Source organism: Porphyromonas uenonis 60-3 (assembly GCF_000174775.1).
Classification (GTDB): domain Bacteria; phylum Bacteroidota; class Bacteroidia; order Bacteroidales; family Porphyromonadaceae; genus Porphyromonas; species Porphyromonas uenonis_A.
In genome coordinates this window covers 15,214-40,270 of record NZ_ACLR01000171.1, presented here as the reverse complement: position 1 = coordinate 40,270, position 25,057 = coordinate 15,214, and the positions used below count along the sequence as shown (strand labels likewise).

19 protein-coding genes and 5 pseudogenes are annotated in these 25,057 nt (G+C 41.8%); 10 read left to right on the top strand and 14 right to left on the bottom strand.

Annotated features, from left to right (window positions below):
- Positions 1–231 precede the first annotated feature (231 nt).
- From PORUE0001_RS05885 to PORUE0001_RS05875, 3 genes are all read right to left on the bottom strand, one after another.
- Positions 232–1,884 carry an ATP-dependent helicase gene (locus PORUE0001_RS05885; protein WP_007441843.1) on the bottom strand — a complete coding sequence of 551 codons (1,653 nt, stop codon included), beginning with the start codon at positions 1,882–1,884 and terminating at the stop codon, positions 232–234.
- On the bottom strand, positions 1,869–3,911 hold the full coding sequence (locus PORUE0001_RS05880) for an AAA family ATPase (RefSeq protein ID WP_007365532.1): 2,043 nt from the start codon (positions 3,909–3,911) through the stop codon (positions 1,869–1,871). The genes PORUE0001_RS05885 and PORUE0001_RS05880 overlap by 16 nt, the downstream gene beginning before the upstream one ends.
- A gap of 553 nt (positions 3,912–4,464) precedes the next feature.
- On the bottom strand, positions 4,465–5,190 hold the full coding sequence (locus tag PORUE0001_RS05875) for a transposase (protein WP_007441851.1): 726 nt from the start codon (positions 5,188–5,190) through the stop codon (positions 4,465–4,467).
- 54 nt (positions 5,191–5,244) lie between these two features.
- Here PORUE0001_RS05875 and PORUE0001_RS05870 point away from each other — a divergent pair, with 54 nt between their 5' ends.
- Together PORUE0001_RS05870 and PORUE0001_RS05865 are read left to right on the top strand one after the other, a co-directional pair.
- Positions 5,245–5,760 (top strand): IS30 family transposase, encoded by a 516-nt coding sequence (locus PORUE0001_RS05870; protein ID WP_007365531.1) that lies wholly within the window; start codon positions 5,245–5,247, stop codon positions 5,758–5,760.
- A gap of 404 nt (positions 5,761–6,164) precedes the next feature.
- Entirely contained in the window at positions 6,165–7,067 is a 903-nt protein-coding gene (locus tag PORUE0001_RS05865) for an Abi family protein (protein ID WP_007365527.1), read from the top strand.
- A gap of 201 nt (positions 7,068–7,268) precedes the next feature.
- On the opposite strand, the gene PORUE0001_RS05860 is transcribed toward PORUE0001_RS05865, so the two are convergent.
- Positions 7,269–8,741, bottom strand: coding sequence for a helicase-related protein (locus PORUE0001_RS05860; protein ID WP_410524545.1), 1,473 nt, complete (start codon positions 8,739–8,741; stop codon positions 7,269–7,271).
- 315 nt (positions 8,742–9,056) lie between these two features.
- On the opposite strand from PORUE0001_RS05860, the gene PORUE0001_RS05855 reads away from it, so the two are divergent.
- The 5 genes and pseudogenes from PORUE0001_RS05855 to PORUE0001_RS05835 all read left to right on the top strand — a co-directional run bounded on the left by PORUE0001_RS05855 (position 9,057) and on the right by PORUE0001_RS05835 (position 13,720).
- Positions 9,057–10,277 (top strand): tyrosine-type recombinase/integrase, encoded by a 1,221-nt coding sequence (locus PORUE0001_RS05855; RefSeq protein WP_004331551.1) that lies wholly within the window; start codon positions 9,057–9,059, stop codon positions 10,275–10,277.
- A gap of 4 nt (positions 10,278–10,281) precedes the next feature.
- Complete coding sequence (locus tag PORUE0001_RS05850) at positions 10,282–11,553, top strand: site-specific integrase (RefSeq protein WP_007365534.1); 1,272 nt, start codon at positions 10,282–10,284, stop codon at positions 11,551–11,553.
- A 593-nt stretch (positions 11,554–12,146) separates the two neighbouring features.
- Positions 12,147–12,417 (top strand): annotated as a pseudogene (locus tag PORUE0001_RS10120) (helix-turn-helix domain-containing protein).
- Positions 12,418–12,437: 20 nt separating this feature from the next.
- Complete coding sequence (locus PORUE0001_RS05840) at positions 12,438–12,734, top strand: helix-turn-helix domain-containing protein (protein WP_007441829.1); 297 nt, start codon at positions 12,438–12,440, stop codon at positions 12,732–12,734.
- Between the two features lie 574 nt (positions 12,735–13,308).
- Positions 13,309–13,720: pseudogene (locus PORUE0001_RS05835) on the top strand (hypothetical protein).
- Between the two features lie 196 nt (positions 13,721–13,916).
- On the opposite strand, the pseudogene PORUE0001_RS10115 reads toward PORUE0001_RS05835, so the two are convergent.
- The 5 genes and pseudogenes from PORUE0001_RS10115 to PORUE0001_RS11145 form a co-directional block, all read right to left on the bottom strand.
- A pseudogene (locus PORUE0001_RS10115) lies at positions 13,917–14,054 on the bottom strand (two component system sensor kinase); the annotation flags it as partial.
- Positions 14,054–15,979: a tetracycline resistance ribosomal protection protein Tet(Q) gene (tet(Q), locus tag PORUE0001_RS05830; RefSeq protein ID WP_004291466.1), complete on the bottom strand. Its 1,926-nt coding sequence runs from the start codon at positions 15,977–15,979 to the stop codon at positions 14,054–14,056. The pseudogene PORUE0001_RS10115 and the gene tet(Q), both read right to left, overlap by 1 nt.
- Before the next feature lie 434 nt (positions 15,980–16,413).
- Positions 16,414–17,439 carry a nucleotidyl transferase AbiEii/AbiGii toxin family protein gene (locus PORUE0001_RS05825; protein ID WP_007441848.1) on the bottom strand — a complete coding sequence of 342 codons (1,026 nt, stop codon included), beginning with the start codon at positions 17,437–17,439 and terminating at the stop codon, positions 16,414–16,416.
- Positions 17,436–18,077 carry a DUF6088 family protein gene (locus PORUE0001_RS05820; RefSeq protein ID WP_232501423.1) on the bottom strand — a complete coding sequence of 214 codons (642 nt, stop codon included), beginning with the start codon at positions 18,075–18,077 and terminating at the stop codon, positions 17,436–17,438. Before PORUE0001_RS05820 ends, PORUE0001_RS05825 begins: the two co-directional genes overlap by 4 nt.
- Before the next feature lie 410 nt (positions 18,078–18,487).
- A pseudogene (locus tag PORUE0001_RS11145) lies at positions 18,488–18,745 on the bottom strand (hypothetical protein); the annotation flags it as partial.
- Positions 18,746–19,025: 280 nt separating this feature from the next.
- Here PORUE0001_RS11145 and PORUE0001_RS05810 point away from each other — a divergent pair.
- Positions 19,026–20,540 (top strand): hypothetical protein, encoded by a 1,515-nt coding sequence (locus tag PORUE0001_RS05810; RefSeq protein ID WP_004378882.1) that lies wholly within the window; start codon positions 19,026–19,028, stop codon positions 20,538–20,540.
- Here the strand turns inward: PORUE0001_RS05810 and erm(F) are convergent.
- Positions 20,528–21,328 carry a 23S rRNA (adenine(2058)-N(6))-methyltransferase Erm(F) gene (erm(F), locus tag PORUE0001_RS05805; RefSeq protein ID WP_004359035.1) on the bottom strand — a complete coding sequence of 267 codons (801 nt, stop codon included), beginning with the start codon at positions 21,326–21,328 and terminating at the stop codon, positions 20,528–20,530. The two genes, PORUE0001_RS05810 and erm(F), sit on opposite strands and share 13 nt — an antisense overlap.
- Before the next feature lie 193 nt (positions 21,329–21,521).
- Between erm(F) and PORUE0001_RS05800 the strand changes: the two are divergent.
- Positions 21,522–22,503, top strand: a pseudogene (locus tag PORUE0001_RS05800) (IS30-like element IS4351 family transposase).
- The gene (locus PORUE0001_RS10110) at positions 22,500–22,757 is read left to right on the top strand and encodes a hypothetical protein (RefSeq protein WP_004359029.1); all 258 of its coding nucleotides are present in this window, start codon (positions 22,500–22,502) and stop codon (positions 22,755–22,757) included. The pseudogene PORUE0001_RS05800 and the gene PORUE0001_RS10110 overlap by 4 nt, the downstream one beginning before the upstream one ends.
- A gap of 218 nt (positions 22,758–22,975) precedes the next feature.
- Here the strand turns inward: PORUE0001_RS10110 and PORUE0001_RS05795 are convergent, their stop codons facing one another.
- The 4 genes from PORUE0001_RS05795 to PORUE0001_RS05780 all read right to left on the bottom strand — a co-directional run bounded on the left by PORUE0001_RS05795 (position 22,976) and on the right by PORUE0001_RS05780 (position 24,689).
- Positions 22,976–23,395 carry a hypothetical protein gene (locus PORUE0001_RS05795; protein WP_004359027.1) on the bottom strand — a complete coding sequence of 140 codons (420 nt, stop codon included), beginning with the start codon at positions 23,393–23,395 and terminating at the stop codon, positions 22,976–22,978.
- Positions 23,396–23,587: 192 nt separating this feature from the next.
- Positions 23,588–24,097 (bottom strand): DUF3408 domain-containing protein, encoded by a 510-nt coding sequence (locus tag PORUE0001_RS05790; RefSeq protein ID WP_004359024.1) that lies wholly within the window; start codon positions 24,095–24,097, stop codon positions 23,588–23,590.
- Positions 24,085–24,399, bottom strand: coding sequence for a helix-turn-helix domain-containing protein (locus tag PORUE0001_RS05785; protein ID WP_004359023.1), 315 nt, complete (start codon positions 24,397–24,399; stop codon positions 24,085–24,087). The genes PORUE0001_RS05790 and PORUE0001_RS05785 overlap by 13 nt, the downstream gene beginning before the upstream one ends.
- A 20-nt stretch (positions 24,400–24,419) precedes the next feature.
- On the bottom strand, positions 24,420–24,689 hold the full coding sequence (locus PORUE0001_RS05780; protein ID WP_004359021.1) for a helix-turn-helix domain-containing protein: 270 nt from the start codon (positions 24,687–24,689) through the stop codon (positions 24,420–24,422).
- Between the last annotated feature and the right edge of the window lie 368 nt (positions 24,690–25,057).

Genomic DNA, 25,057 nt, shown 5'->3' with positions numbered 1-25,057 from the left:
TCAAGCGGGTCAATCGCCCTTCGATATTTGCTGTAAAAACGGGGGTATCCCCCCCCCCTATGCTATTTCAATCTCGTCTGGAAGCGGTGAAAACGGCTCGTTTATCCATTGGAGACTGTTGAAAAGTTCTTAAGCTAGAGTTTGAGGGCTTTTCAACAGTCTCAGTATAAAGTTACAAGGCAGTCCTAAAAGCCAGTTGCAGGTTTCTTTTTCTCATGCACAAAGTTACACCTAAGAAGGTATATTTATTGGCATGTCCTTCAGTTTGATATAGTTTTCTTCACTCAATGTGGGTACACAGATAAACAAGCGTTTTATTGCACGACTAGCAGCCACATAATACACCCGATGAACATTGTTGCCATCTAGGTTTGGAGACAACAGGAACTCCAAGTCTTCTTCCTTTTCAAGAATGACAAAGACGTTATCAAACTCCTCTCCTTTTGATTTGTGGATAGTCTTATGCTTGTCATTTGAATCACCATACTTCACTCCAAGGACAGCATCAGCGTATGTATGGTTTACGTAGAAATCCTTGATTGCCTTGCCTGTTATCTTAGTTATCTTGAGTTGTAAATCATTCACTAGAAAATTGTAGAAATCCATCAGGCTTCCGTCTTTATAGTCCTTATAGCCATCTAGCAAACGTCTTAGAGCCACAATGGTTATTGTTCTATCGCGATTGATGATGTCTAGTTGATGCCAAGCATTTCGCAAGTCATTCATTTTTGTATATTCCACGGCCTTTATCAACGTCTTTATAATCATCTGACGTCCTGCATTGCTGTCAAAATCAATCTCTAATATTTTTTCGACTTCTCTCACTCCGTTCTTCTTACGCATCGAATTGGCAAGTACGTTTTGAAAGGCCAGTGATTGTATTTCGTCAGTTCCACTCTTTTCTATACTCTGTTGGTAGCAGTTAAGCATATCGCCAACTAGCAATTCCGGCATCATTCCTTCTAATCCATTCAGCCAGTCTTGCGAGAAATCAGTCCTGACAATATTCAGTAAATCTATTATCTGCTTCGTGCTACGCCTATTCCCTCGTATCTCATACTCCTGCATTTCTGGAACAGTAAAACTGTCAAATTGCTGCACTGTAGCACCGAGAAAATCATAGATTGATTGTGCTTTATCGCCAACTACTCCCACAATTACCCCCTTATTGCCTAACTGGGTAAGGAAGTCAACCACAAAAGGAATTGTATCTTGAAACTCATCCACGAAAATATATGGATACCTAGCCTTTATCAATTTGTATATATGGGGGTATCTCGAAAGTAGAATGTAAGAGAAGTACAAAATATCATCAAAAGACATATACCCTCTACTCCATAGCCATCTTTTGAACCCCATATAGCAATCATTGCCCACGAACCACTTGCCGGCCTTTATTGGGTACCTTGGTTTATAATCGTTGTATGCGTGCTTTGAATAATGCCACGTGGCATTATTCAAGCCTTTCAGATAGCTTCTAGCATTCACCCATGACTTATTAATAAGCTTCAATACTGATATAGCTATTCCTTCTGTCTTAAAATTAGAGTCATCTATAACCACAAGTTTGCTCAACTCCAGCCCAAATTCTTTAGCTACCAGATGAATATAGGGCTTTACTATATTGGCATACAAAAAACTATGGATGGTACATACCTCAACCACGTCATTCCTCATATTCAAACGTGAAGTGATGGTGTCGATACCCACATTGGTATAAGTGATACAAGCCACCTTCCTCACCACATCAAGTTTGTTGCTGTTTGATACTACATTTTTGATATGGCTTATCAACCAATGTGTCTTTCCAGCACCAGGCCCAGCAGTCACCTTAAACGGTTCGTCTACAGGTATGGTCTGCTCTGATGTTATGATAATAGCCATGTTAATGCGTCAACAATATATCGGGGAACATTAAACTCTTTTCTATCTGTTGCAGATTTCTCCAGATTAGCCATAAGCGCCACGTTTAGTTCCAGCGCATTGCTACCTTTTGAAACGGAGTTCAAATAACGTGATGCAAGTAAGGCTTTTCGTTTCTCTTCATCCGTCCACTCCGATGCACCTATGGATGTCTTAATACGGGAATTAGTTTCACTAGTTCGCATTTTATTCATCATCTCGTTCACATCCTCTTCCGCCATCATAGCTTTTATCTCCTTTAAATTGGAAACAGAGTCAGTCAATAACAGTTCACAATCAGGATTCTCACGCATTATGTCATACTCCAGTGTTTTTCCATACGTTACATCTTGCCTATAAAACCTAATGTTGGGATGGTCTGCATATTGAATCACCTCTGTATCCGCATGATGCTTATAGTCGTAGTTGTCTGCGTCAATATTGTACTCATATGGGTAGCAGGCTTCATAAGCCTCGTCAGATCCATGCTTTTTCCTACAGGGATCAATGTCTGTCAAGCAGACAATCTTCTTGTTGATGGTGTGTGGATTGTTTGTATCAAACAACTTTAGAAAGTGTTTGAAATAGCGACCACCCATATTTATCACCAGCACATGCTCATCTGTAAGGTTCTTGTCCAAATATCTAGCAAAGACAGGGAGTAGCAGCTCCTCCGCAATGCCCTCAACGAATATCAATTTGTTGGCAAAAAACATATCAGCTTTGGTAGCATCTAAAAACCTTTGGACATATCGCTTGGATTCAACATCATCATTATCTTCTTTATAAATGTCACGCGGATATCCAACATTAATCTGCCCTAATGCAGGTGAAGTTAGACAAATCAAGTCATCCAGCTTCACAGCAGAGGCAATTTGGGTAGAATGGGAGGTTATGAATATCTGACGTACATGTCCATTTGCATTGTTGTCCTGTAGAAACTGTAGGAACTTATATTGCATAGCTGGATGCAGATGTGCTTCACATTCTTCTACAGCAAGGAATGAGAGTATCTTAGCATTGCGTTTCATGTAAGTGATGCTACTGTCCGCCTGCATTCTTGCAAGCAAAAGCGACATATAGATTAAATTGTTATAGCCTAAACCATTATACGTTGCTGGTACTTCTATACCATCAGCATATTTGATAATCATTCTTAATACTGCAAACATCTCATTTTCCGTCACCGTCCCATCAAAATCAGGTACAGCTCCGTTGAATGTTGCGCCTGTATCGAGTGCGTACTTCAGAAACACGTTTTTGCCATTCTGCAATCTATCTTGTAAAGTCTGCATCAGTGGACTAGACTGTTGTACAAAACCATCTCTCAGAGTTTTTAATTGTCCCTTTATCTCGTCCTCTGTCTTTGTAGAATCATTCTTAACCGAGTAATCAATGAAGAAATTCAGCACATCCCTAAGGAGAGGATTATAACCGGCGTATAGGTCATGACTGACATCGCGAATGGCATCGAGAAACTGAAAATCAATCTGCATCAAAGTCTCATTGATACTGATGCCTGCTGCCTGATTACCTCCTAAGCGACTAGTTCTATAGAGTCTGATGTAGTCATGATCTATAATTTTCCATATTTCCTTAGCTGTAGTTGCGTTAGCTACATCTGACTTATAGTTGTCTTCTTCTGCATCAGTCAATTTAAACTCGTATCTCAATTCAGCTTCCTCACTTAATTCAGGATCTGTCATCATATTTGAGAAGAGTCCCATTTCTGCAGAATCCAAGGCTTCCCCCGCACTTCTACGAAGGAGAAGAGTTATTTGAATCCGTGGTGACTGCTGTTGAAGCACTGCTAGATCGGTTTCATAAAATAAGTCACTCACTCCCAACCTATGACCATAATTATAACCAAGCACTAACCCGATTGCACGAAGTAGGTTGCTTTTACCTGTATTATTATGACCGATTATAACATTCACGCCTTCATGGAAAGGTATCAAAGCTTCCTTGAAGTTTCGGAAGTTTAGTATCTTGATTTCCTTTATATACATACTATATTGCTTCTATGTTAGGAAAAGATGTATAACATAGCTACTTTCTATCCCTGAGATATAAGAGCTTTGATATTCTAATGTAATGTGAGCAGACTTCAACAATTTGAACCCCCATATATTTGTTTGCACTTCTTTCTTTGCCATTAGCGAATCTTTTGCTTACAAAGGTATGAAGTTTGCCTCAATAAAACGAAGAAACGCAGGGCATTAACATAAAGTGTTTTTTTGTCATCTGAAAATGGTTGACTTATTTTTTGCTGAACCTGATATCGGTTGACATCGTTTTTGTCGTCAAACTAGAATGAATTGTCTTGACTTTTCGAAAGTACTGATTTTAGTTGACAGCTAATTCCTGTTTTGAGATGCTGGGGTAGAAAGCCACCCACAAAAAACTATCTGAAGTGAACGGCGATGCAGTAGAGGAAGAAGTCTCTATTGCGAGCTCCATAGTTGATGGCAATAAAGCGTTGGAGGTTCTGGTTGAGCACTTCTGCTGAGGCGTAGGTCTTATAGCCTAGGAAGTAGTTGCAGATCTCTCCGATGTGCTTGACTATGAGTGAGCGATGTTCTTGACCTCTTCACATGGGCTACTGAGGTGATGGGTGATGATCTCTAGAAGTGCCTTCTTCTTGCGCTCCAACAGGTGTCGGGAGGGTGTTATGGAGGTGCCATCTCGCATGGGACGTTGGTACCATTTCCGTAGAGCTACAGAGAATTTGTACGCTTCTTTGATGTCGGGGAAAAGTCTAAAGAGTAGCCGAGCGCGTAGCTTTTGACTGGCGGTGTGTTCGGTGGGGAGCTTGTGTAGTAACCCTTTGCTGCGCTGGAGAAGCTGTAGCTGGGTATCTCCATTGGACAGTTCCTTTTTGAGATTTTTGAGCTCTCGCTGGAGCTTGGGGTCGGGCAGCAGTTTAGGCTGTTTGCGACTCGCCTCCTCCAGCTCCCGTTGCTTGCGTAGAAGCTCTTGTCGGTAGCTTATTCTTACGGACTGGACTTGGTCAATGATGTTTTTGACAACGTGGAATTTGTCCGCAACTTGGTAGGCATTGGGAAAGAGTTCGCGAGCCACCCAGTCGTAGTTTGGAGCCATATTACGGGTTACGCAAGAGACTGCAAAAAGCGCTTCTTGGGAGATGTTTGATCTCATTAGATAGACGATCTGGGAGGCTCGGAGCGTGTTGACCATCAGGACGATTTTGTTTGTCTCTGGGTTCGACACGATGGAGTAGCAATCCCCGTTGATGTTCTTTTCGTCTATGCAGATGGTGGATCCCATGTTCTTCTCATTGATAGAAAGTGCTCACCCAAACAAATCTCCAATTGATGCCAAATGGAACAAATCCCGATGGCCAGGAAAACAACCCTATACACCTACCTGCACTTAAACAAAAAGAATAAAGGCTCCCTATACCTTTGTTGTCGTCATGCTTTAAGACGTAGGAAGCAACGATTGGTCGCACCTACTAAGTGGGAAAAGAGAAAAAGCATTTCTCAGAGACCTATTTGTATTGACCAGCAACTCCGAGAGGACGACCTAGAAATGGGTCCGACTGATGGTTCTAACAACAAGGGCGCTATCTTGACAATTACCGATAGAAAGACTGGATACCTAATCATGGAGAACCCCAAGCACGGCAAAGACGCTAAACAGTTGCCCATGGTGGTCAATCGCAGACTAGCCTTCTTAAAGCGCAGAGGACAGATATTCTCCATTACGATTGACAACGGAGCTGAGTTCACCCACTTCAAGTCTATAGAGCCGGCGCTGAAGATCCTTGTATTCTTTGCTAAACCTTATTGCTCTTCTGACAAACCTCACATCGAAAATATGAATGGATTGATTTGACAATACATCCCTAAAGGAAAATCCTTTGATGAGGTCTCGGACGATGAAATCAGACATATTCAGAATCAGCTAAACAATAGACCCCGTAAAAACCTAAACTATAAGACACCCAATGAAGTCATCAAAAACATCATTCTTGAGAAATCGCATTAGCGGGTGGAATGCACGACCTCGTAAAAAACTAGGATATAAAACTCCCTACGAAGTTTTTTCCCCTATATTTATAATCGTGTTGCACTTGACATTGGAATGTGCGTTTTTCAATCGCTAAGAATGCTTATATTTGCACTTAAACAGAGTGAACATATTGGCTTTTGAATAGCAAAAAGAATTCATAACAATGCGACTAAGCATTTTACAGAAAACTAGGTTCTGAATTTGTTTGGTTATCAGATATAGTAGATATGGGAAAGACAGCAATTGATGTATGGGAGCAGATCGAACTGCTCGAAAGTCGTGGAATGGTTATTAAGGATAAAGAAAAAGCCCAAGAAGTGCTTTTGGATGTGGGGTACTATCGCTTAGGGTTTTATTGGTTCCCTTTCGAAACAACATATCCGAATAAAATTAACAGGACGCATCAGTTTAGAGAGGGGACTAATTTTGACTACATCGTGAAGCTATACTACTTCGATTTTAATTTAAGGAGTATCCTTATGAAGTATCTGAACCGCATCGAGATTCATTTCAGGACGTTTCTCATATACAAGGTGTCGAATTATTATAGGACATCTCCTACATGGTTTGCAGATCCCAATATTGTGACTGCAGCATACGTAAGGAAATTTGATCAGGAAGTCTATACCAATCGATTTAAGTCTATTTCTATTATACAGCAGCACCATAAAACCCATATAAACGACAAGTATGCTCCCGCTTGGAAGACATTGGAATATATGACTTTAGGGGGAATAATCCATCTTTTCAAGGCACTTAAAGATCAGATGATTCGTAGAGCAATCAGCGAACATTTCAAAGTCAGACAACTGCCAGTGTTTGAACGCTACTTGAAAGCAATTCTCACGATCAGAAATTATTGTGCACATGGCAATGTGTTATATGATATTGCGCTACCAACATCTATAAGACGAGGTCCAGCTGGTCAGATGGAAAGTGCAAACTATCATAAGCTCTATGGTGCAATCAAAGTCATATACTACATGACAGGGATTGTGTCAGTGAATCGTCAAGCTGACTTGAAGGAAGAATTGATAAAGCTGTTCGACAAGAACGAGAAATACAATGAGGTACAAAACATCATTGCTGAAGCAACTGGAATCAAAAATATTCGGGAAATGCTTGCGTAAGTCAGAATAAAGAATTACCTTTGCAGTAAGAAAAGTGCCGATGGAGACTTTTAGACGCTCTATTAGCACTATAAAAGGTAGAAAAATGGGGCTATACACTTCGTCTGTATAGTCCCTTTTTGCTTTATACGACTAGCTTGGTCTCCTTTCTTATCGACAAACTCGAATTATAAAGCGTCTTTTGAAGGTGACGCAGAGCAATCATCTCCACTTAGGCTTAGGGGTGTGTTGTGGTGTCGTGGGTTCAGTCTTCTGTTTCATTTCTTGAGTTGTTACTTCTTGTGCCGTAGTTTGACCGTACTCCTGCTCTTTCATCTCTTTTTCTTCTTCTTCCTCCTCTGGCGGAGAAAGCGTAAGGGCAATCTTTCTGTCCAGTTCAGCTGCTTGAGCTTTGAGAGAACGCAAATCCTCCTCCTTCTTCCATGAGCTATTGGCAATGGCGGTGTAGACCTCCTTATTTGCTGAAACCTTTGCTATCTCCTTCTCGTGAGATTCAATCACCTTGGGAATACGCTCTAACGCATTAAAGAAGTTCAGACAAGCCAGCTTAGGATCATTTGCCAACTTGCCGTTATTGTAGGTGTAGTAAATACTACCCTCGCCCTTTACAAAGAAGCGGTTCACCGATAGGTCAAATAAGTTCTGGGAGGAACTTTCCGTCTTGACCATAACAGAGAAGCCATAAAGCTCTCCTATCTTGTTGTACTCTCCATTGGTACGAGCCTTTTCCTCTATCTCTTGAAGACGATGAGCAATGACTTTGATGTCAGAACAATGCTCTACGCCTTTAATTGAAAGTCTATTGACTGGGTTGCCTTCTGCATCTCGTTCCACTCGCTGCTCAAAGCAAGCGAGGTCTTTCTTCGCCTCTTGTATCTTGCCCGTGTGGTAAGAGAGTGAATGGTCAATCTCAGCCAACTTACCTACAGCCCCATTTCGCTCACGTAGGAAGTTCTTGCGTTCTGACTCTAATGCGGTAATCTTCTTATCTAGCTTTGCCTTTTCCAAAAGGTCTGTATTGCCCGATAGCACAGCTACATACTCAGAGAAGTTCATGCCACTGTCTTCATCCATTGAGCCTTCATCGATGGTACGCATACCGAGCTGATTGCTCTTCAATTGATTGATGAAAAGCTGCTTGTTGTGTAGTAGGTTGAACTTATAGCTGTCCAACGAACGCTCCACTGCATATATAACCACGTCGACCTTGTTGTCGGCAAACTCCTTGGCGACCAAATTGCCCTTTCGGATAGCTCGTCCGTTGCGTTGCTCTAAGTCTGACGGTCTCCACGGGGTATCAAGATGATGTATAGCCACAGCTCGTTGCTGGGCATTGACACCCGTGCCCAACATAGATGTAGAGCCGAAGATGATACGTATATCGCCCCTATTCATCGCTTCTACCATCGCTTTCTTCGCTTTCTCATTCTTGCACTCTTGAATGAAGCGAATCTCGTGAGATGGGATGTGATACTCCTCTACCAACTTACGCTTAATTTCCGAGTAAACATTCCACTCGCCAGGCTTGTAAGTACCCAAGTCGCTGAAGACAAACTGTGTTCCCTTCTGTTCGTTATACTTCTGATAGTAGTTATTGAGGAGCTTGGCACAGTGGCTGGCTTTGTTGTCTATATGGTCCGAATACTTTTCTAGGTCTATCATTCTCATATCCAAGCTCATCTTGCGGGCATAATCGGCAGTTAAGAATTAAGGGAAATAGCGGGACATGCAAGGGATGTAACTATTTGGAATAGCCTCATTTAGGCTTTCTTGCTATTTTGAGGATAAGCAAAAACGAGCATAAAACGGCAGGAGTTCCGTTTCCAAATCGTAACCCATCGAAGAAAGAGCAAAGAGGGGTTACGAATTGAAGCTAAACAACTGCTCCACAGTTTTTTATTCATCGTATTTCATCGTTCTGCATCGCTCAGAAGCACCTGTTTCACTGTACCTTTGCAAGCAAAGGGAATTTAGAAAAACGATAGAAGAATGAAAGAAAACAAACTGAAAGTATCGTTCTTTGTTCAGGCAAGACGAACCGACAAGAAAGGACTTGTGCCTGTCATCGGGCGCATCTCCGTAGGCAGAACCCATTCGGGGTTCTCCACCAAGTGTAAGACTCCGATCTCCCTATGGGATAGCCGTAAGCAACGACTCACCGGCAAGAGTGCTATGGCGGTGTCCGTCAATCAGAAACTCGGTGAATGCACCGCACTCATCCACGCACGCTTTCACGAACTCAGTGAAAGAGAAGAAACCTTTACCGCCACCGATGTGAGGGATGCTTATCAGGGGCAAATCCACCGTCAAGCCCTGCTTTTGCAGAGTTTTGAGGAATATCTCAGACAGACAAAGGAACGCATAGGCATTGATAGAGCCTTGAAGACATTCAAGCTCCGTACCTATCAGCTATCCCTGCTCCGTGAGTATCTGCAGAAGAAGTATAAAGTAAGCGACATTCCCCTTTCACAATTAGACAAAGCCTTTATTGAGGGTTTCGAGTACTACCTCTCCATTGACCGAAAACTGAAACGTAGCAGCGTGTCAAGTGCTCTATCCACCTTGAAGAGCATCGTCCGCATGGCGGTGAAGAAAGGCGTGCTGGACTTCTACCCGTTCTTGGGCTACAGTTATGAACGTCCCAAAGGTGAGCCGAGAAGCATCTCACAAGACCAGCTGCAACGCATCATTGACTTGGAGATAGAATGGGAGAACTACCGTATTGTCCGTGATTTGTTCGTATTCTCCTGCTTTGCAGGCTTGGCAATCTCAGACGTGCGCAATCTCAGAGAGGAAAACATTGTCTTGGAAGAAGGTGAACTTTGCATCAAGGGCAAGCGAATGAAAACCAAGACCCCGTATCGTGTACAGGTGCTTCCACCTGCTTGGGCGATAATGGAGCGGTACAGAGGTAAGCGTGCGGGTTTTGTCTTTGATGTGCCGACTAACGACATCATCCACAACGGCATGCACTACATACAGAGAAATATCGGTATGGAAAGCCCGCTAACCTTTCATATGGCTCGCCACACCTTTGCATCGCTCATCACGCTCTCAGCAGGAGTGCCTATTGAAACGGTGAGCCAGATGCTCGGACACACCAACCTGAGAACAACACAAGTATATGCTGCTGTTTCCTCCGAGAGAATCCATCGAGAGATGCAAAATGTGCAGCAACGCATACAAGATACATTCACCTTGAAGCTTTGATATTATGGCACGAAGTACATTCAAAACACTATTCTATATCAATCGGTCCAAAGAAAAGAAGAACGGCAAATGTCCGATTATGGGACGCATCACTATAGACGGAAAGCAGGTGCAATACAGCACGGGCAAGGAGATTGCTCCCGAACTTTGGGATAGTCGTAAGGGAAGATGCAAGGGAACGGGCGAAGAGATAAAGGAAATCAACCGCTATCTCCAAGCCAAAGAGGAACAAGCCAAAGCGAAGTATCAAGAATTAGTATGGCAGCGTGGCTATATCACAGCCGAGCTACTGAAATGTGAACTCATGGAAGAAGACAAACCTAAAGGTTTTCTTTTGGAAGAAGCACATCTCTTCATTGAGGATAAACATCCCTGTGTGGGGGTAACGGTTGCCAAGCCGACCTTTGCCAACTACATCTATGCCACACAACTCATAGAGGCTTATCTGCGTGAACGATTGGGACTGGAGGATATTCGCTACTCATTGTTGGACTACGGCTTTATCGAGGGGATGGACTTCTATCTCAAATCTGAGCGCAACCTTTCCCTTGCCACAATTCAGATTGTGGTCATCTTCCTAAGAAAGCTCATCGGCATAGGTCAGCAGAAGAAGTATATCCGCATCGACCCCTTTGTGGACTACAAAGCGGAACTGCCACACCGCACAAGGCGTTATCTCACTACGGAGGAGCTCCAACGGGTATTACAAACACCCATCATTGACAGGCAGTTCGAACGGGCAAGGCAGCTCTTTCTTTTCTGTGCCTTTACTGGTCTGGCACGTGTGGACATGCAACGGATCAGGCTAAAGCATATCATCCGTAATGCAGACGGCACGGAGGAAATCCGTATCAAAAGGCAGAAAACGGACGTAGAAGCTATCATTCCACTTTTGCCTATTGCCAAGCAAATCCTTTCATTCTATATCAAAGACAAGAAAGTAGACGACTTGATATTCCCTAACCTAACCACCCGCAAGGCGTCTTTAGCTTGTGTGAACATTGGTCAGATATGCCGAATAGAGAAAGGTTTGACCTTTCATATGGCTCGCCATACATTTTCAACCACAATTTGCCTATCCAACGGGATCTCAATGGAAACGCTTAGTAAAATGCTCGGACACAGCAATATTGGTACAACACAAATCTACGGAAAGATAACCGATCACAAGATACAAGAGGATATGACTGCACTCACTGACAGAGAGCATTCTGCCTTTGAGGGTTATTGTGAGTCAATAGCACAGCAAGACAAAACGCAATCTGAACCTTTGTAGGTGAACTTTCCTCAAAGACCTGAAGCCATATTCGGTCGGGCAAAGGTATGGCGGTTGCTTTGATTGCTTGCAAGGTCAAGTCCTGCGGATGGAGTGAAAAATCTCCACCGCAGGGCTTTTCTCTGTACTTTGGGACTATCATACTTGCAAAAACTCGATTGTTAGTGCGGTCGTATTTTTCGCTCCAACCTTGCAGCAATAGGCTAACCGCCAAAAGAATAAGCCCGAACGAATACGGCATACTCAGGCTCTTTGGACGCAAGAAGCGACAAGACAAATACTCTACCAATCAATCAAGCCAAAGAGTGTGCTCTTGCTCTGTTAATTGATAGAGAGATGTCGAAGCAATCAAACACTCGAGAGTGATCTGATTTTATTTTCGCTAGTACGGAACGAACCAGCGCCTCATCTCATTACCGCAATAGCCTAGGCTTTTGTATTCACCATTTCCCTTGTTCCCTAACTATTTCCTTATTCTTCCTCACTCTTTCTTTTTCCGCTTTAGAGGGGTTACTTTTGCATCCGACAAAAAGGGCAATCGACAGAAAACTGCTCGTTTGCTGAGTATTAACAACGTAATCAACAACAATGCAATGAAACTTATCATCATCGACCGCAAGGCATGGGAGCAGGCACTACTCCTCCTTTGCAGATTTCATCCACCGTATCGAACGGCTTATCGGGTGTCCTCCCGAAACGGAAGAATGGCTTGACAATGAAGCCGTATGCCGTAGGCTCGGAATCAGCAAGCGCACCCTGCAACACTATCGGGATACGGGTAAAATCCCGTTCTCTATGGTCGGGCATAAGTGCTACTATAAAGAGAGCGACATCACTGAGATACTGAGTGCAAAGAAAGACTGAACTCAAACACTGAATGAACTATGTCAGAGAACGAAATCATTACACAACAAGACCCTCAAATGCAGATGTTTGCACAACTTATGGAGAGCGTCTTGAAGAAGCTGAAGCGTTATTGCGCTACTGCACGTCCTATGTTGGGCGGAGAGGTTTACCTTACAAGTGAGGAAGTCTGCAAGCTGTTACGTCTGAGCAGTCGCACACTACAAGAGTACCGAGATAGTGGAACAATAGCTTATTACAAAATTGGAGGCAAGATACTCTACAAACAGAGCGATATACAAGCGATGCTTGAAAGGCACTATAAGTCCTATATATAAGAGAAATAAGTAATTGGACAGCGGGGTAAAAGAAGTGAGTTGAGATATGGTTTAGCGGATACTCATTTGAACTTGGGAACGCTGACATCAAGAGCATACAATCTCTCGGTGAGTGTCAATTCTTCCATCGGTGTGCGTGCTTTTGTCCCTCTTTGGGGATTGTTGACTTCATCGGTGCGTTTTCAGCGTTTAATCTGAACTTACAAATTACCTGCGGTCAAATGAGTAAGCCATAGGGGATTTCGGTTAAGAGTTGGGTAAGTCAAGATTTGGTATGGTCAAGAAGTGGGTTTTAACTCAAGTCAATTTTGAGTCAAGTCAAAATTGAGTTGAGTCAAAACTGAGCCAAGTCAAAACTGAGTCAAGTCAAAACTGAGTTAAGTCTTAACCTGACTCAAAACTTAGCTCAGAAAGTCAAAAGCTAATTCCTAATCTGAAGCAGATGCGTGGCATCAATTCTTGATATTGGCAAGGTGTGTCTTTGTAACACAAACCGCAGTTTGTAACACAAAGACCCTTGCCCCGAAGGGGAGATGAATTACTCCAAAGTCGTAATTAACAGAAGAAACAACAGATGAACGAGCAGACAGAAAGAGATCGTAAGCGAAAAGAGCTGAATAAGCCTCGCTGGGACAACTGGCACGTACGCTTGCCTGACCCGAAAGACCAGGCAACGGGCGATTGAGTTGTTCCATAAGTCAGGGGCGGAAACGAAGTCCGACTTTGTGCGGGCAAGGATATTGGGGGAGCATTTCAAGGTGATAACGGTAGATAAGTCTGCTGTGGAGTACTATCGTAAACTCTCCGAATTGACTGCCCAGATACATAAGATAGGTGTGCTGTATAATCAAGCTGTACGTGCCATCAACAGCTATCATAGCGTGAAGACTGCTCAGATACTGCTTGAGAAGCTGGAGCAACTATCAGCTCAGATCATTGCATTACAGGAGCAGGCTATCTCTCTGACCATTGATTACCGCAAGTAATGATTGCTAAGATTTCAGCAACGGAGAACCTCGGGGGTGCGCTCGGCTACAACTTCAAGAAGGTGAATAAGAAAGAAGCTGGTTTCTATCATAAGTACTAAGAATAGTATTAGTTAACTTTTTCAAAGGTACTAAAGATAGAGCCAGCTTCTTTCTTATCCCGCTGTTAGGTATCACACAAAATCTCGGATGAACCTATTTTTTTATTGCCAAGTTCTAATGCTTCTATCTCCTGCCATTCATAGAGGCTATTATATGCCATACATCCGATAAGAATGGAGATAAGTATATATCCCAACCGTATTGCCTTATAGAAATTTCCTGACCGCTCCATTATTTTAATGACATTGATTTTTGGAACATGAATAAAAGTTTATCTTTTTCGTTCATGCGGATATTATCAGAATAACCGTCTTTTGTTATTTGATACCCACATGGCTTAACCATAAAAATGCCTAAGCCCTTAGTGTACGAACTTACTTCTGAGGCATAGTCTTTACTTGTATTTAATGGAACTTTCCCTTTAATATGACACCACTCATTATTACAACTGATGTCTTCAATCTCAGACATCAGTTTTTGCAAATCTGTAATAGCTTTGGAACTCGCTACTTGGGGTATCTGCAACTCAAAACAGAGCATCGGTTCGAGAATGTCCACACCTGACTGTTGCAAAGCCAGCCTGAAGACATAAGGGGTCAGCTGTCTGAAATCAGCAGGTGTACTTACCGGGCTATAATACTCGGCTTGAGTAAAAGTTACTTTCAGATCTGTCACTTCCCATCCATGTAAACCAGATTGGCAAGACATACGAATCCCTTCAAAAACGGCATTTTGAAAAGAATGGTTCAGATAACCATAGGAGATGTCACTTTCGATTTGCAACCCTGCCCCTAACGGTAAGGGTTCAAGAGTCAGCCCTATTGTGGCCCAGTAAGGGTTGGGTGGTACTTCGATCTGAATAATCTTATTGACCTTTTTTATAGGTCGTTCTTTGTAGATAGTCTTGATCTCATCAAAATGGACCTTTACGGAAAATCGTTCTTCCAGCAATGTCTGTATGATTTCCTTTTGGGTCAAACCATATAACGAGATTTCCAATTCATCACTATATGAGTTTATGGAAAAGGACAAAGACGGGTCTTCAATCCACAATGTATTCAGAGCGGATATCACCTTGCTTCTCTCTTCGGGCTTATTTGGCCGGACGGAGGATTTGAGAGCGGGATGCTGATGAGATAATCCTTGAATCAAACAAGGTTTAGCACCTAAATAATCTCCGATTCGAAAATCTTCTATATCTTCTACAATCGCGATATCATTGGCACCCACTTCATCAACATTTATCTCTCTGCCCTGATAAATAGTCTTTAGATTTTTAATCTTGATGAATTTTTCCGAATCGTTGATTCTTACAACGTCTCGAAGTCTCAGACTTCCGTCAATTATTTTAAGAAAACTTCTTTTATGCCCTTTGGGGTCATGCTCTATCTTATAGAGATAAGCTGAAAGTCTGTTTGAGACTGATGCCGGAGGAAGTATAAAAGAAGAAATGGCGTCCAACAACTCATTGATACCGATATTGAACATTGCTGATCCATGTAGCACCGGATAGACTTTGGCTTTTGCCACAAGAGCGATTATCGTATTCCAATAATCAGCCGGTGAAATTTCGCTATCCGCCAAATATCGTTCTAATATATCGTCGTCATGGTTGCATACAAATTCTTTGTATTCTTCCTTTATATATGTTTGGGAGCAAACCGGATAAACCGATCCATCGACAACAGTTTGCATAAACAGGACATCTTGCGACAGATTTGTTTTTATATCCATATACAAACGCTCCAAATTCACACCGGCACGGTCAATCTTATTGATAAATATAATTGTCGGGATTTGCAGCTTTTGTAAAGTACTGAACAGCAACTTTGTCTGCGCTTGTATGCCTTCCTTTGCGGATAAGATGAGGACTGCTCCATCAAGCATTTTGAATGTCCGCTCCACTTCCGCAATAAAATCCATGTGTCCCGGAGTGTCAATGATATTGCATTTCACTCCATTCCAGATAATAGATGTCGTAGAAGCCCGGACAGTAATTCCTCTACGTTTCTCTATATCCATAGAGTCCGTTATGGTGTCACCATTATCCACACGGCCGCACTTTTCCGTTGCTCCACTGGCAAACAGCAGATTCTCGGTTACGGAAGTTTTTCCTGCATCAATGTGAGCAAGAATTCCTAAATTTATAATATTCATTTGGATTAAGCAATAATATACTACAGTAGATGCATTGTCGAAACGCACCTTTTAATACCTCCTCGTAGCATATGAGAACTACAGGATTACTAACTCGTATTAATATGTATATTATTACTGCCGCATAACGATTACAAAATTACACAAAAAAATATATCTAACAAAAGTGGGAGGATTTTTTAACTTTCGCACATTCCAGTGTCAAGTGCAACACAGTTACAAATGTAGGAAAAAAACTTCATAGGGAGTTTTATAGCCTAGTTTTTTTCGAGGTCGCACATTCCAGTGTCAAGTGCAACGCAGTTACAAAGGTAGGAAAAAAACTTCATAGGGAGTTTTATAGCCTAGTTTTTTTGCGAAGCACACATTCTCAATATAAGGGCTAAAGGGTACGGTAAACTATAGTCTGGATAAATAGGTAAGTATATGGAAAGCTATAAAGATAATGTCCAAGCAATTTTATTTATGCTCTTATTTAGTTCAGTTATTTCATTCAAGAGACTATCAAAGCTTGGTGTCTCTTCGTAAATCATATCTTGAGACATGGCGACGTAATCTGATCTCCACTCATCAAGAACTTCTTTCGGTGGTACAATAGATAACTTCTGTGGAGCAAGCGTTCGGTAGTCAAAACCTTTCAGTCCTATAAACATACTACGATGCTGCACTATTGAGGCGTATAACGTTGGATCACTTAAGGCTCTTGTGGCGATTTCTGTCTTAGAAATCTTGTAGACATCGTATAGGTGCCTGCTCATTCTTTCGGATCTGATTGAGGAAAACTCCTTTTTTGCGAACTCTTCGTGTAGCAGACAAAGTTTCTCTATAAATGTTCGTTCAGGACTGACAGCTAAGACCTTAAACTCCTTTTGCACAAATGGTGTATTAGGCATATACTGCTCAATCCAAGAATTAGTCATTACACTTTCTAAAGGCTCCGACATAGAGCGTCCGCTTACTTCTATTTTAACGACAGGTTTGAGATAATCAGTCTCCTCGGAAAAAAGCGACTCATATGCAACCTCTATCACCTCTGGATCTGTAGTGGAAATAGAAGTAACATTGACACTTACTTCAAAAAGCGAAGGGTCAATTGATAGACTTGCTAACGCTTTCTCCAAATCAGTCTTTAGCATTTCTCTTGTAAAAGAGCATGAGGCTCTTCTTAGCTTGTCACTTATCTGTGTTTTAGAGAGCTGACCAGCAAACCCTAAATACTCACGATTAATTGCAATATCAATATCTTCGGAAAAGCGTTTAATCAGATTCCAACACTTACTGAGTGAAGTACCACCCTTGAAAGAGAGCTGATCCGCATAGTGTAAGGAAAATAGGGCTCGAAGTACCATAGTTACCCACCAGTCTTTCTCTATTACACTAAGAGGGATATCACCAATTCGTGGCCTGACAATTTCCAGTACTTCTCTTTGCTCCTCTTTTGATAAGTCTGTAAATATCATTGTTCTCTCAGTCTGTTTAGTTCATCTTGTATCCATTGTGGAGCCAAGTGAATATCCCTCTTATATTCTTCCTCTGAAATTGAGCGGAGATGTTTTTTTAGAATGCTCTTATGCACCTCCGTTAGATTACCTTGCCCAATCTCTCTTAAGGCAAAAACAAGCATACGTACCAACTCTGAGGTGTATGCAAAATTGTTCATATCATTAGACCTTTTCAGCTGAATGCCTCGACCCTTTCCCAGCTTTATTGTTCGTGGTGATCCATTAGTGATGTACACTACATTCATTGGGATTTGAGTTGAAAGACCTAATTTATTTAGGACATAAGTGCCAGAGGGTATAAGTGTGATTTTGTCCCTTTCTTCAATTATCCTAGCCACCTCTTCAATGGAAGGATAAATAATACCAGTCCCCCACTTGGTGTCCACCTTAGGATAATAATAGAGCCCATGAGCCAACCTCACAAGATAACCCTCTTTGGTCATGCGACTAAGCACCTGTCTTATAGCGGTGCTATCGCCACAAGGAGCAAACTGGTTAGGGTAAAGTATCGACCCTTCTCCAGAATCAATAACAGCCTCTTTGATAAGCTGATGTGTACTTTTTAATTGCTTTCCCATGTCACAAATATAGTTCATATTTGTGACATGGCAAAATGTTAAGCAACCCGCTCTTGCCTCGGCACCTTCCAGTGTCAAGTGCAACACAGTTACAAATGTAGGGAAAAAACTTCGTAGGGAGTTAGCTCATTCCATTTAAATCTTTTGACCCACCTCTGGAACTACCTCCAAGGGAGGGTACTTTTGTACGCTTCGTTTTGCGCTTACTACTGGAAATCGCACTTGACGTTCATAGTTTTACCCTTTTTATGCAGTGAAATTTGAATCTATGAACTCGAAATCTAGCATACCATCTTGAGTAGATTTTATATCTTTGCAGATATTAAATAGAGAGTTCTTTGAAGCACTGCAGAATGAAGATAGGAAAAGAAACTTGCTCGTTTCCAACTCGTAACCCTTTTGCCCTACACTCTTTCCTGCTCTATTGATTATCTGAAAGATACAAGTTTCTTGAACCTTTTGCGGGCATAGTCCGTTGCGATCAGCATCTTGGCTTTCTCTTCCTTTTCCGATAGTTCATCTCGTCCTAAAAGGGTTGCATCCCCCATCTTGGCGAACTCCATCAACTTGCCGATGAACTCTTCCTGCTCGGGTGTGGGCGGTATGTTATGCAATACCTCGTTCTTCTCCGGGCGGACAATGCCGATATCCTTAGCGGTACGATAGTCACAAATCTCCGCATAAAAGTAATGGGGGTGAATGTAATCGACTGATTACTAATAAAAAGCAGAATATATAATCTGATAAGGTGAACGACTAAGAAACGAGCGAGTTTCTTTCCCTTTCTTTATTCTGCAAAGTCTCAAAGAACTCTCTGTTTGATGTTGCAAAGATAGCGATATAATTCATATAAGCAAAGTATTTACGTTGTTTTTTCAATGAAAATCAACCTTAGACATTTCTAATTCTATAAAATCGCCATTTTAAGGTATTGCATATATCTATGAACAATGGTAATTTTGCAAAATGATAATCAAAAGAATTCTTTTAATCTTCATCATTCTACTTCTGCTGTTTCCCACTGCTAATGCTACTATTTTGAATTTAGTTGTGGGTGATACTATATACCCTACTCGAAAACATGTTTCTTCATTACATAAAACGATAGAACTCGATGAAGTTCAAGTTATTGGACAGCGGAAATTGTTTTCCATAAGAAAAGACACCACGTTTATCAATACTGATTGCCTTCGAGTAAGGAAAGGTGCTAACTTGGAAGACTTAATCAGGAATATTCCGGGCATGGAATACGACAAGGCGAACAGGCAACTATCATTCAAAGGAAAGCCATTGAACGGCGTAAACATCAATGGCGAGACCTTTATGGGCAACGACATTATCGCAGCGTTGGAGAATATGCCAACCGATGCAGTGGAACTACTGAAACTGTATGACATGCTCAGCGCATTGGAGAAAATGACGGGAGTAGATGATGGTGCCGACAATTATGTGCTGGACATCAAGACCAAATCTACCTACAATGGCAGCCTGACAGGAACACTAACGGCTGAACACGGCAATCGCGACAGACGCAGGGATGAGGTACAGGGCAATCTATTCAATGCCGATGGCGAAAACACCTCGCTGACTTTGCGCTCTGACAATCTTAGTAATATGAACATTGGGGGAAACAATTTCCAAAACATATTGTCGGGCAATATCGTGAAGAAATTTGGTAAGAAAATTACGCTCAATGCAAGCCTCTCACTCAATGCCTTCCACAATGGAAGCGAGAATCATGACTATGATGAGCAATATCTTTCATCGGGAACAAAATATCGGGAATCAATGCTGCTTTCCTTGAGCAAGAATCACAGTAATGCCGCAAACATAAATCTGCAGTATAACATAGACAAAAAGACTTTGCTGAATATAAGTGCAAATGGAAACTTCGGACGGTCAGACAACCTGACTGACAACACAACATACCTATATGAGCGCAATACGGCTGCGGACACGCTGACCTCGGGAACGCTGCGAAATAACACAAAAAGCAATGGAAAGAATTACCATGTATCTGCCGACCTCACACGGCGGATTGGCAAGGCTGGGGCATCATTTACCGTGAAGGCGACACTTGGCGGTAACTCGAATGAAACTAATAATACCAGCCTTTCACTGACGAAATTCCACCACCTGCGCAACGCTGTGGGCGGAGATTCACTACTGTTGCGCAATCTTTGCCAACAACTGCCCACCCTGCGCAACGAAAGCAGAATATCATTGCAATATACCCATCCTTTTGGCAAACAGTTGAAATTGCAGACAGGGTACGGACTGCATCACGAAGAGGATAGAAACACAAGCAACACTTACGACTATACTATACCGAATAGACCATACATAGATAGCCTAAGTTATGAGAACACACTATCTATATGTGGGCAGGAACTCACCCTGAGAATGGATTATAAGGGTAAGCAATGGAAGATAAACAGTGGCATTGATGTAGACCACCCGACTTTGAACTACGAAGGATGAAATTTTTCAGGGACAACTTCCAGCATTTCCAAAAAACAGTTTAACCATTGACTTGGAGACAAACAAACAATTTGAGCATTAAGGTTTAAACCGAATTTTTCCGAAATTGACCTGACCTGACTTTTCCTGAAAATCGACTTTAAAGCTGTTTTTACAGATAAATCAGGTTTCTCTAACAGACAGGAAATAAATGCTAAGTATTTGGCTTTAAACTTAAAATCAAAAAATAAGTGTTTTCTTTTAATGTTTAACAGGGCTGATTTGACAGTTGGCGGTGGCAAGAAACTTTCAGGACCTACCTCATAGACAAGTTTCAAATCAAAAAAAGTATGATAGAAAACGGTATATGGATTGTAAAGCTTCCTCGAAAATAACTTTTGTGTAGGTTCTAATTGAAGGATAATGGAACCTCCCAGAAAATTTCCAAGACTCTCAAACATCAGGATTTTGAAAATATCGGAAGTAATGCCATAAGGAATATTTGACACCACTTTGAAAGGAAATTTCGGAACTGCAAAATTCCTAAAATCACAACCGACAACTTGAACATTTCGGGCATCAGAAAATAATTTTCGTAAATGTTCAACCAAAGCTGTGTCGTTTTCAATAGCAACAACATTGTTGGCGATTTTTAATAAATGAACAGTAAGAAACCCCTTGCCTGCCCCAATATCTAAAACCGTATCCTGATTACTTATATTTGCTTGTCTTATTGCATCTTTTATTAGCACTTTATCAATAGTAAAGTGCTGACCCGTAAAACGAACGGGCAATTTCTTTTTTGTCATTAGTAACTTCTTACAGGTGAATACTTCTTGAGTTCAACTTATAAATGCAACTTTTTGGGTGCGGATAATAAGCAATAAAAACATTTATTTTTCAGAGAGGAAAGAGAGACAATGTCCCCCTTTCTCTCACTCTGAATGGATAAAGTTTGCTATCTTTGCTTTAATTGTCCGTCCAAAGAAAAAAAAGTTGCAGATGAGCAAACATATAACCGAGGTACAAAGGTATGCAATTTTCTATGATGTTGCAAATACCGATGAGCAAAAAAGCAATAGCGGAAGCTATCGGAGTAGATAAAAGCACTGTTTACAGGGAGATAAAGCGCAATTGCGACGCCCGAAGTGGTAGCTATAGCATGGAGCTTGCCCAGCGAAAAGCAGACAGGCGCAAGCAGCAAAAACATCGCAAGGAAGTGCTTACACCGGCAATGAGAAAACGGATAATAAAGCTGTTGAAGAAAGGATTCAGCCCGGAGCAGATTGTCGGCAGGAGCCGCTTGGAGGGAATTGCGATGGTATCTCACGAAACGATATATCGCTGGATTTGGGAGGATAAGCGGCGGGGTGGCAAACTGCACAAATATCTTCGCAGACAAGGTCGCAGGTATGCCAAACGTGGTTCTAAAAATGCAGGGCGAGGATTTATCCCAGGCAGGGTGGATATTGATGAGCGTCCCGAGATAGTGGAACTGAAGGAGAGATTTGGTGATTTAGAGATAGATACAATTATTGGTAAGAACCACAAAGGTGCCATTCTTACCATTAACGACAGAGCAACAAGCAGGGTCTGGATACGCAAGTTGTCGGGAAAAGAAGCCATCCCGGTAGCTAAGATTGCAGTATGGGCACTGCGGAAAGTGAAAAACTTAATACACACAATTACGGCTGACAATGGAAAGGAGTTTGCAAAGCACGAGGAAATTGCGCAAAAATTGGAAATAAAATTCTATTTTTGCAAACCATACCACTCATGGGAACGTGGTGCCAATGAAAACACCGACGGGCTTATCAGGCAGTATATCCCAAAGGGTAAGGACTTTAGTGAAGTAACCAACAAACAGATTAAGTGGATTGAAAATAAACTCAATAATCGACCTCGTAAAAGACTTGGATACCTCACGCCAAACGAAAAATTTAAACAAATTATTAATCAGAATTCTGTTGCATTTGCAAGTTGAATTCAGCTTATAATAAGAAAGGAGATGAAGAATTTACTTCCCAACAGGACATTTTATTCCCTAAAGTGTTTGATGTTGATGGCATGCGAGTTTTTATTTATTGGAAACTTCCACATCCTGTGGAAAAGCTCTATCCATATGTTGATTACAAAATACGGAAAATTTCAAAAGATACGTTAGTTATAGGGGATTATACAGACTTTGTGTTTGTTAATGGTCATGGTAATGCCCCAAATCGGGAATTGTCAAAATAAAAAAATAATAAATGTGGGGTAATACTCCAAATCGGGAGTTATTGAAATAATTATCTGATTATCAATGTACTTTCCAAAAGATAAAGTATTAGGGCAGAGTGGAAAAATCGTTGAAACTGGTCCTATGTAATCGTTCAAAGTGACCCTTTTGTATCATCCAAAGAGGGATTGGACATTCGCGGTACGATACGAGTATGGGTGTTATGATTTATCAGCATTCATTCTTCTCTACTCCCAAAGGATTTTGTCAGTTGTACTGCTTGCTGTTGTAGTCTGATGAGAATTTGGGAATAGGTTTCGAGTTTGCCGAGCAGTTGTTGAGCAGTGGCAACAGAATGATAAGTATTGAGGACTTTCACGACTTCGTTGTACAGAACTCCTATCTTATGAGCCAAGGCAACGATTTCTGAGAGTTTCTCCAAGTAAGGTTCTTTTGCAGGGTCTTGGGTGATGACCTTAAAAGATTCACCAAGAAGCCTTGCTCGGACAAAGTCGCTCTTTGTCTTTGCTCCCGACTTGCGATAGAGTCTGATAAGTTTCTGCTGGTCTTCGGAATTAGGTATTCTGATGTGCCATCTGTCCCATCGTGGGCAGGTGGCACATCTGCCGTCTGGCTTCTTTTGTTTTTGCTTCTTCATTGCTTTCTAATCACGACTTTGGAGTGATTTAATCCCCTTTCGGGGCAAGGGTCTTTGTGGTACAAATGGCAATTTGTGGTACAAAGACACACCTTGCTGATGTAGAAAATGGGATTATAAGCCCCTGCTGTGTTACTGCATTCATTGAATACAGTAACTCGGCGTAGGCTTGCATTCGAGGAATGCAGTAATTCAGAGTTTCCTCCATCTTTCCACATCTTCCTTGTATTGGTCGAGGTGTTCCCGCAGTACCTGTTCGACATATCCCGAAACGCTCGCTCCATGCTCACCGATTCTCCGCACCACGAAGTCTAACTTTCGTTGGGTTTCCTCTGATACATACACGGCTTTGCGGTGGCTGTTGCGAAAGGGCTGGAGATATTTCCCCTGAAACTCGGATAATTGCTTTCTGTCCTTTGTTTTTCCCATTCTTTGATGAAATTCTTCGGTAGAAGTAGCCCTTTCTGTTGGCGACAACGCTGTTTCTTGATAGGACGGTTGAGAAAAATCCTTGTTACTCTCCTTGTCATTTTGTTCCTCAACTTTATCAACAGGCTCAAACCTTCTCTTTTCCTCTTCATAATCGAAGGGCTGGTCAAAATCGGGTAACTCTTCGGGCTTGCGGAGCTTAACGCCATAATTTCCCATATCTCTAATGGCTTGTTCCAAGCGTTGTTTCCTTTTTTCATCTATTCTTGCCATAATTTCTTGGGTATCGGGTTATAGTGTTTTTCAAGCATGGCTTGTATGTCGCTCTGCTTGTAGAGTATCTTCCCTCCGATTTTGTAGAAAGGAAGCGTTCCTGAGTTTCTGTACTCTTGGAGCGTGCGTGTGCTGAGCCGTAATTGGCTGCAAACCTCCTCACCCGAAAGGTAAACCTCACCATTCAGCATCGGACGGGCGGTAGAGCAATACCGCTCCAACTTCTTCAAAGTGCCTTCCATCAGTTGTGAAAACAACTGCATCTGAGGGTCTTCCCGCGTAATGATTTCATTCTCTGCCATAATTCATTCATTCTTTGATTTCAATCCTTGACTGCATTCAGCATTTCACAGATGTCGGTCTGTTTGTAATAACACTTATGTCCAATCATGGAGAAAGGGATTTTGCCCGTATCTCGGTATGATTGTAGGGTACGCTTGCTGATGCCTAAACGCTTGCACACGGCTTCGTTGTCGAGCCATTGCTCGGTCTTGGGAGGATTACCGATGAGTTTTTCCACACGATGGATAAAGTCTGCAAATTCGGAGCGATGTCGCTCCCACGCTTTGCGGTCGATGATAATGAGTTTCATTGCCTTAATTTTGTTTTGATTACTTTATTGTTACTCAGCAAACAAACTGTTATGCAGTCCATTGCCGTACTTCTCGGGTGCAAAAGTAACCCCTCGGAAGCACCACTGCAAGAAATGAGGATAAGCAGGGAAATAGAGAGAAAGCAATAGAAAAACAAAGGAAATCCGTCTGTGTTATTGCGGTAATGAGATGAGGTGCCGGCTCGTTCCTTTTATTATCTTGTTGTTTTATCGATAATTCGATAGTTCGACAAATCGAGATGTCGAAGTGTCGATAGATAGTTTTATCGATAGATTATTTTGACGATATATAGTTTTGACAACAGATAGTCATGACAACAAATTGTACAAACAATAGATTGTCCGTA

Bases quoted from the DNA above. Each gene is read 5' to 3' on its own strand.
- PORUE0001_RS05885 (WP_007441843.1), bottom strand. From the start codon at position 1,884: ATGGCTATTATCATAACATCAGAGCAGACCATACCTGTAGACGAACCG.
- PORUE0001_RS05880 (WP_007365532.1), bottom strand. From the start codon at position 3,911: ATGTATATAAAGGAAATCAAGATACTAAACTTCCGAAACTTCAAGGAA.
- PORUE0001_RS05875 (WP_007441851.1), bottom strand. From the start codon at position 5,190: ATGGGATCCACCATCTGCATAGACGAAAAGAACATCAACGGGGATTGC.
- PORUE0001_RS05870 (WP_007365531.1), top strand. From the start codon at position 5,245: ATGGAACAAATCCCGATGGCCAGGAAAACAACCCTATACACCTACCTG.
- PORUE0001_RS05865 (WP_007365527.1), top strand. From the start codon at position 6,165: ATGGGAAAGACAGCAATTGATGTATGGGAGCAGATCGAACTGCTCGAA.
- PORUE0001_RS05855 (WP_004331551.1), top strand. From the start codon at position 9,057: ATGAAAGAAAACAAACTGAAAGTATCGTTCTTTGTTCAGGCAAGACGA.
- PORUE0001_RS05850 (WP_007365534.1), top strand. From the start codon at position 10,282: ATGGCACGAAGTACATTCAAAACACTATTCTATATCAATCGGTCCAAA.
- PORUE0001_RS05840 (WP_007441829.1), top strand. From the start codon at position 12,438: ATGTCAGAGAACGAAATCATTACACAACAAGACCCTCAAATGCAGATG.
- PORUE0001_RS05825 (WP_007441848.1), bottom strand. From the start codon at position 17,439: ATGATATTTACAGACTTATCAAAAGAGGAGCAAAGAGAAGTACTGGAA.
- PORUE0001_RS05820 (WP_232501423.1), bottom strand. From the start codon at position 18,077: ATGAACTATATTTGTGACATGGGAAAGCAATTAAAAAGTACACATCAG.
- PORUE0001_RS05810 (WP_004378882.1), top strand. From the start codon at position 19,026: ATGATAATCAAAAGAATTCTTTTAATCTTCATCATTCTACTTCTGCTG.
- PORUE0001_RS05795 (WP_004359027.1), bottom strand. From the start codon at position 23,395: ATGAAGAAGCAAAAACAAAAGAAGCCAGACGGCAGATGTGCCACCTGC.
- PORUE0001_RS05790 (WP_004359024.1), bottom strand. From the start codon at position 24,097: ATGGCAAGAATAGATGAAAAAAGGAAACAACGCTTGGAACAAGCCATT.
- PORUE0001_RS05785 (WP_004359023.1), bottom strand. From the start codon at position 24,399: ATGGCAGAGAATGAAATCATTACGCGGGAAGACCCTCAGATGCAGTTG.
- PORUE0001_RS05780 (WP_004359021.1), bottom strand. From the start codon at position 24,689: ATGAAACTCATTATCATCGACCGCAAAGCGTGGGAGCGACATCGCTCC.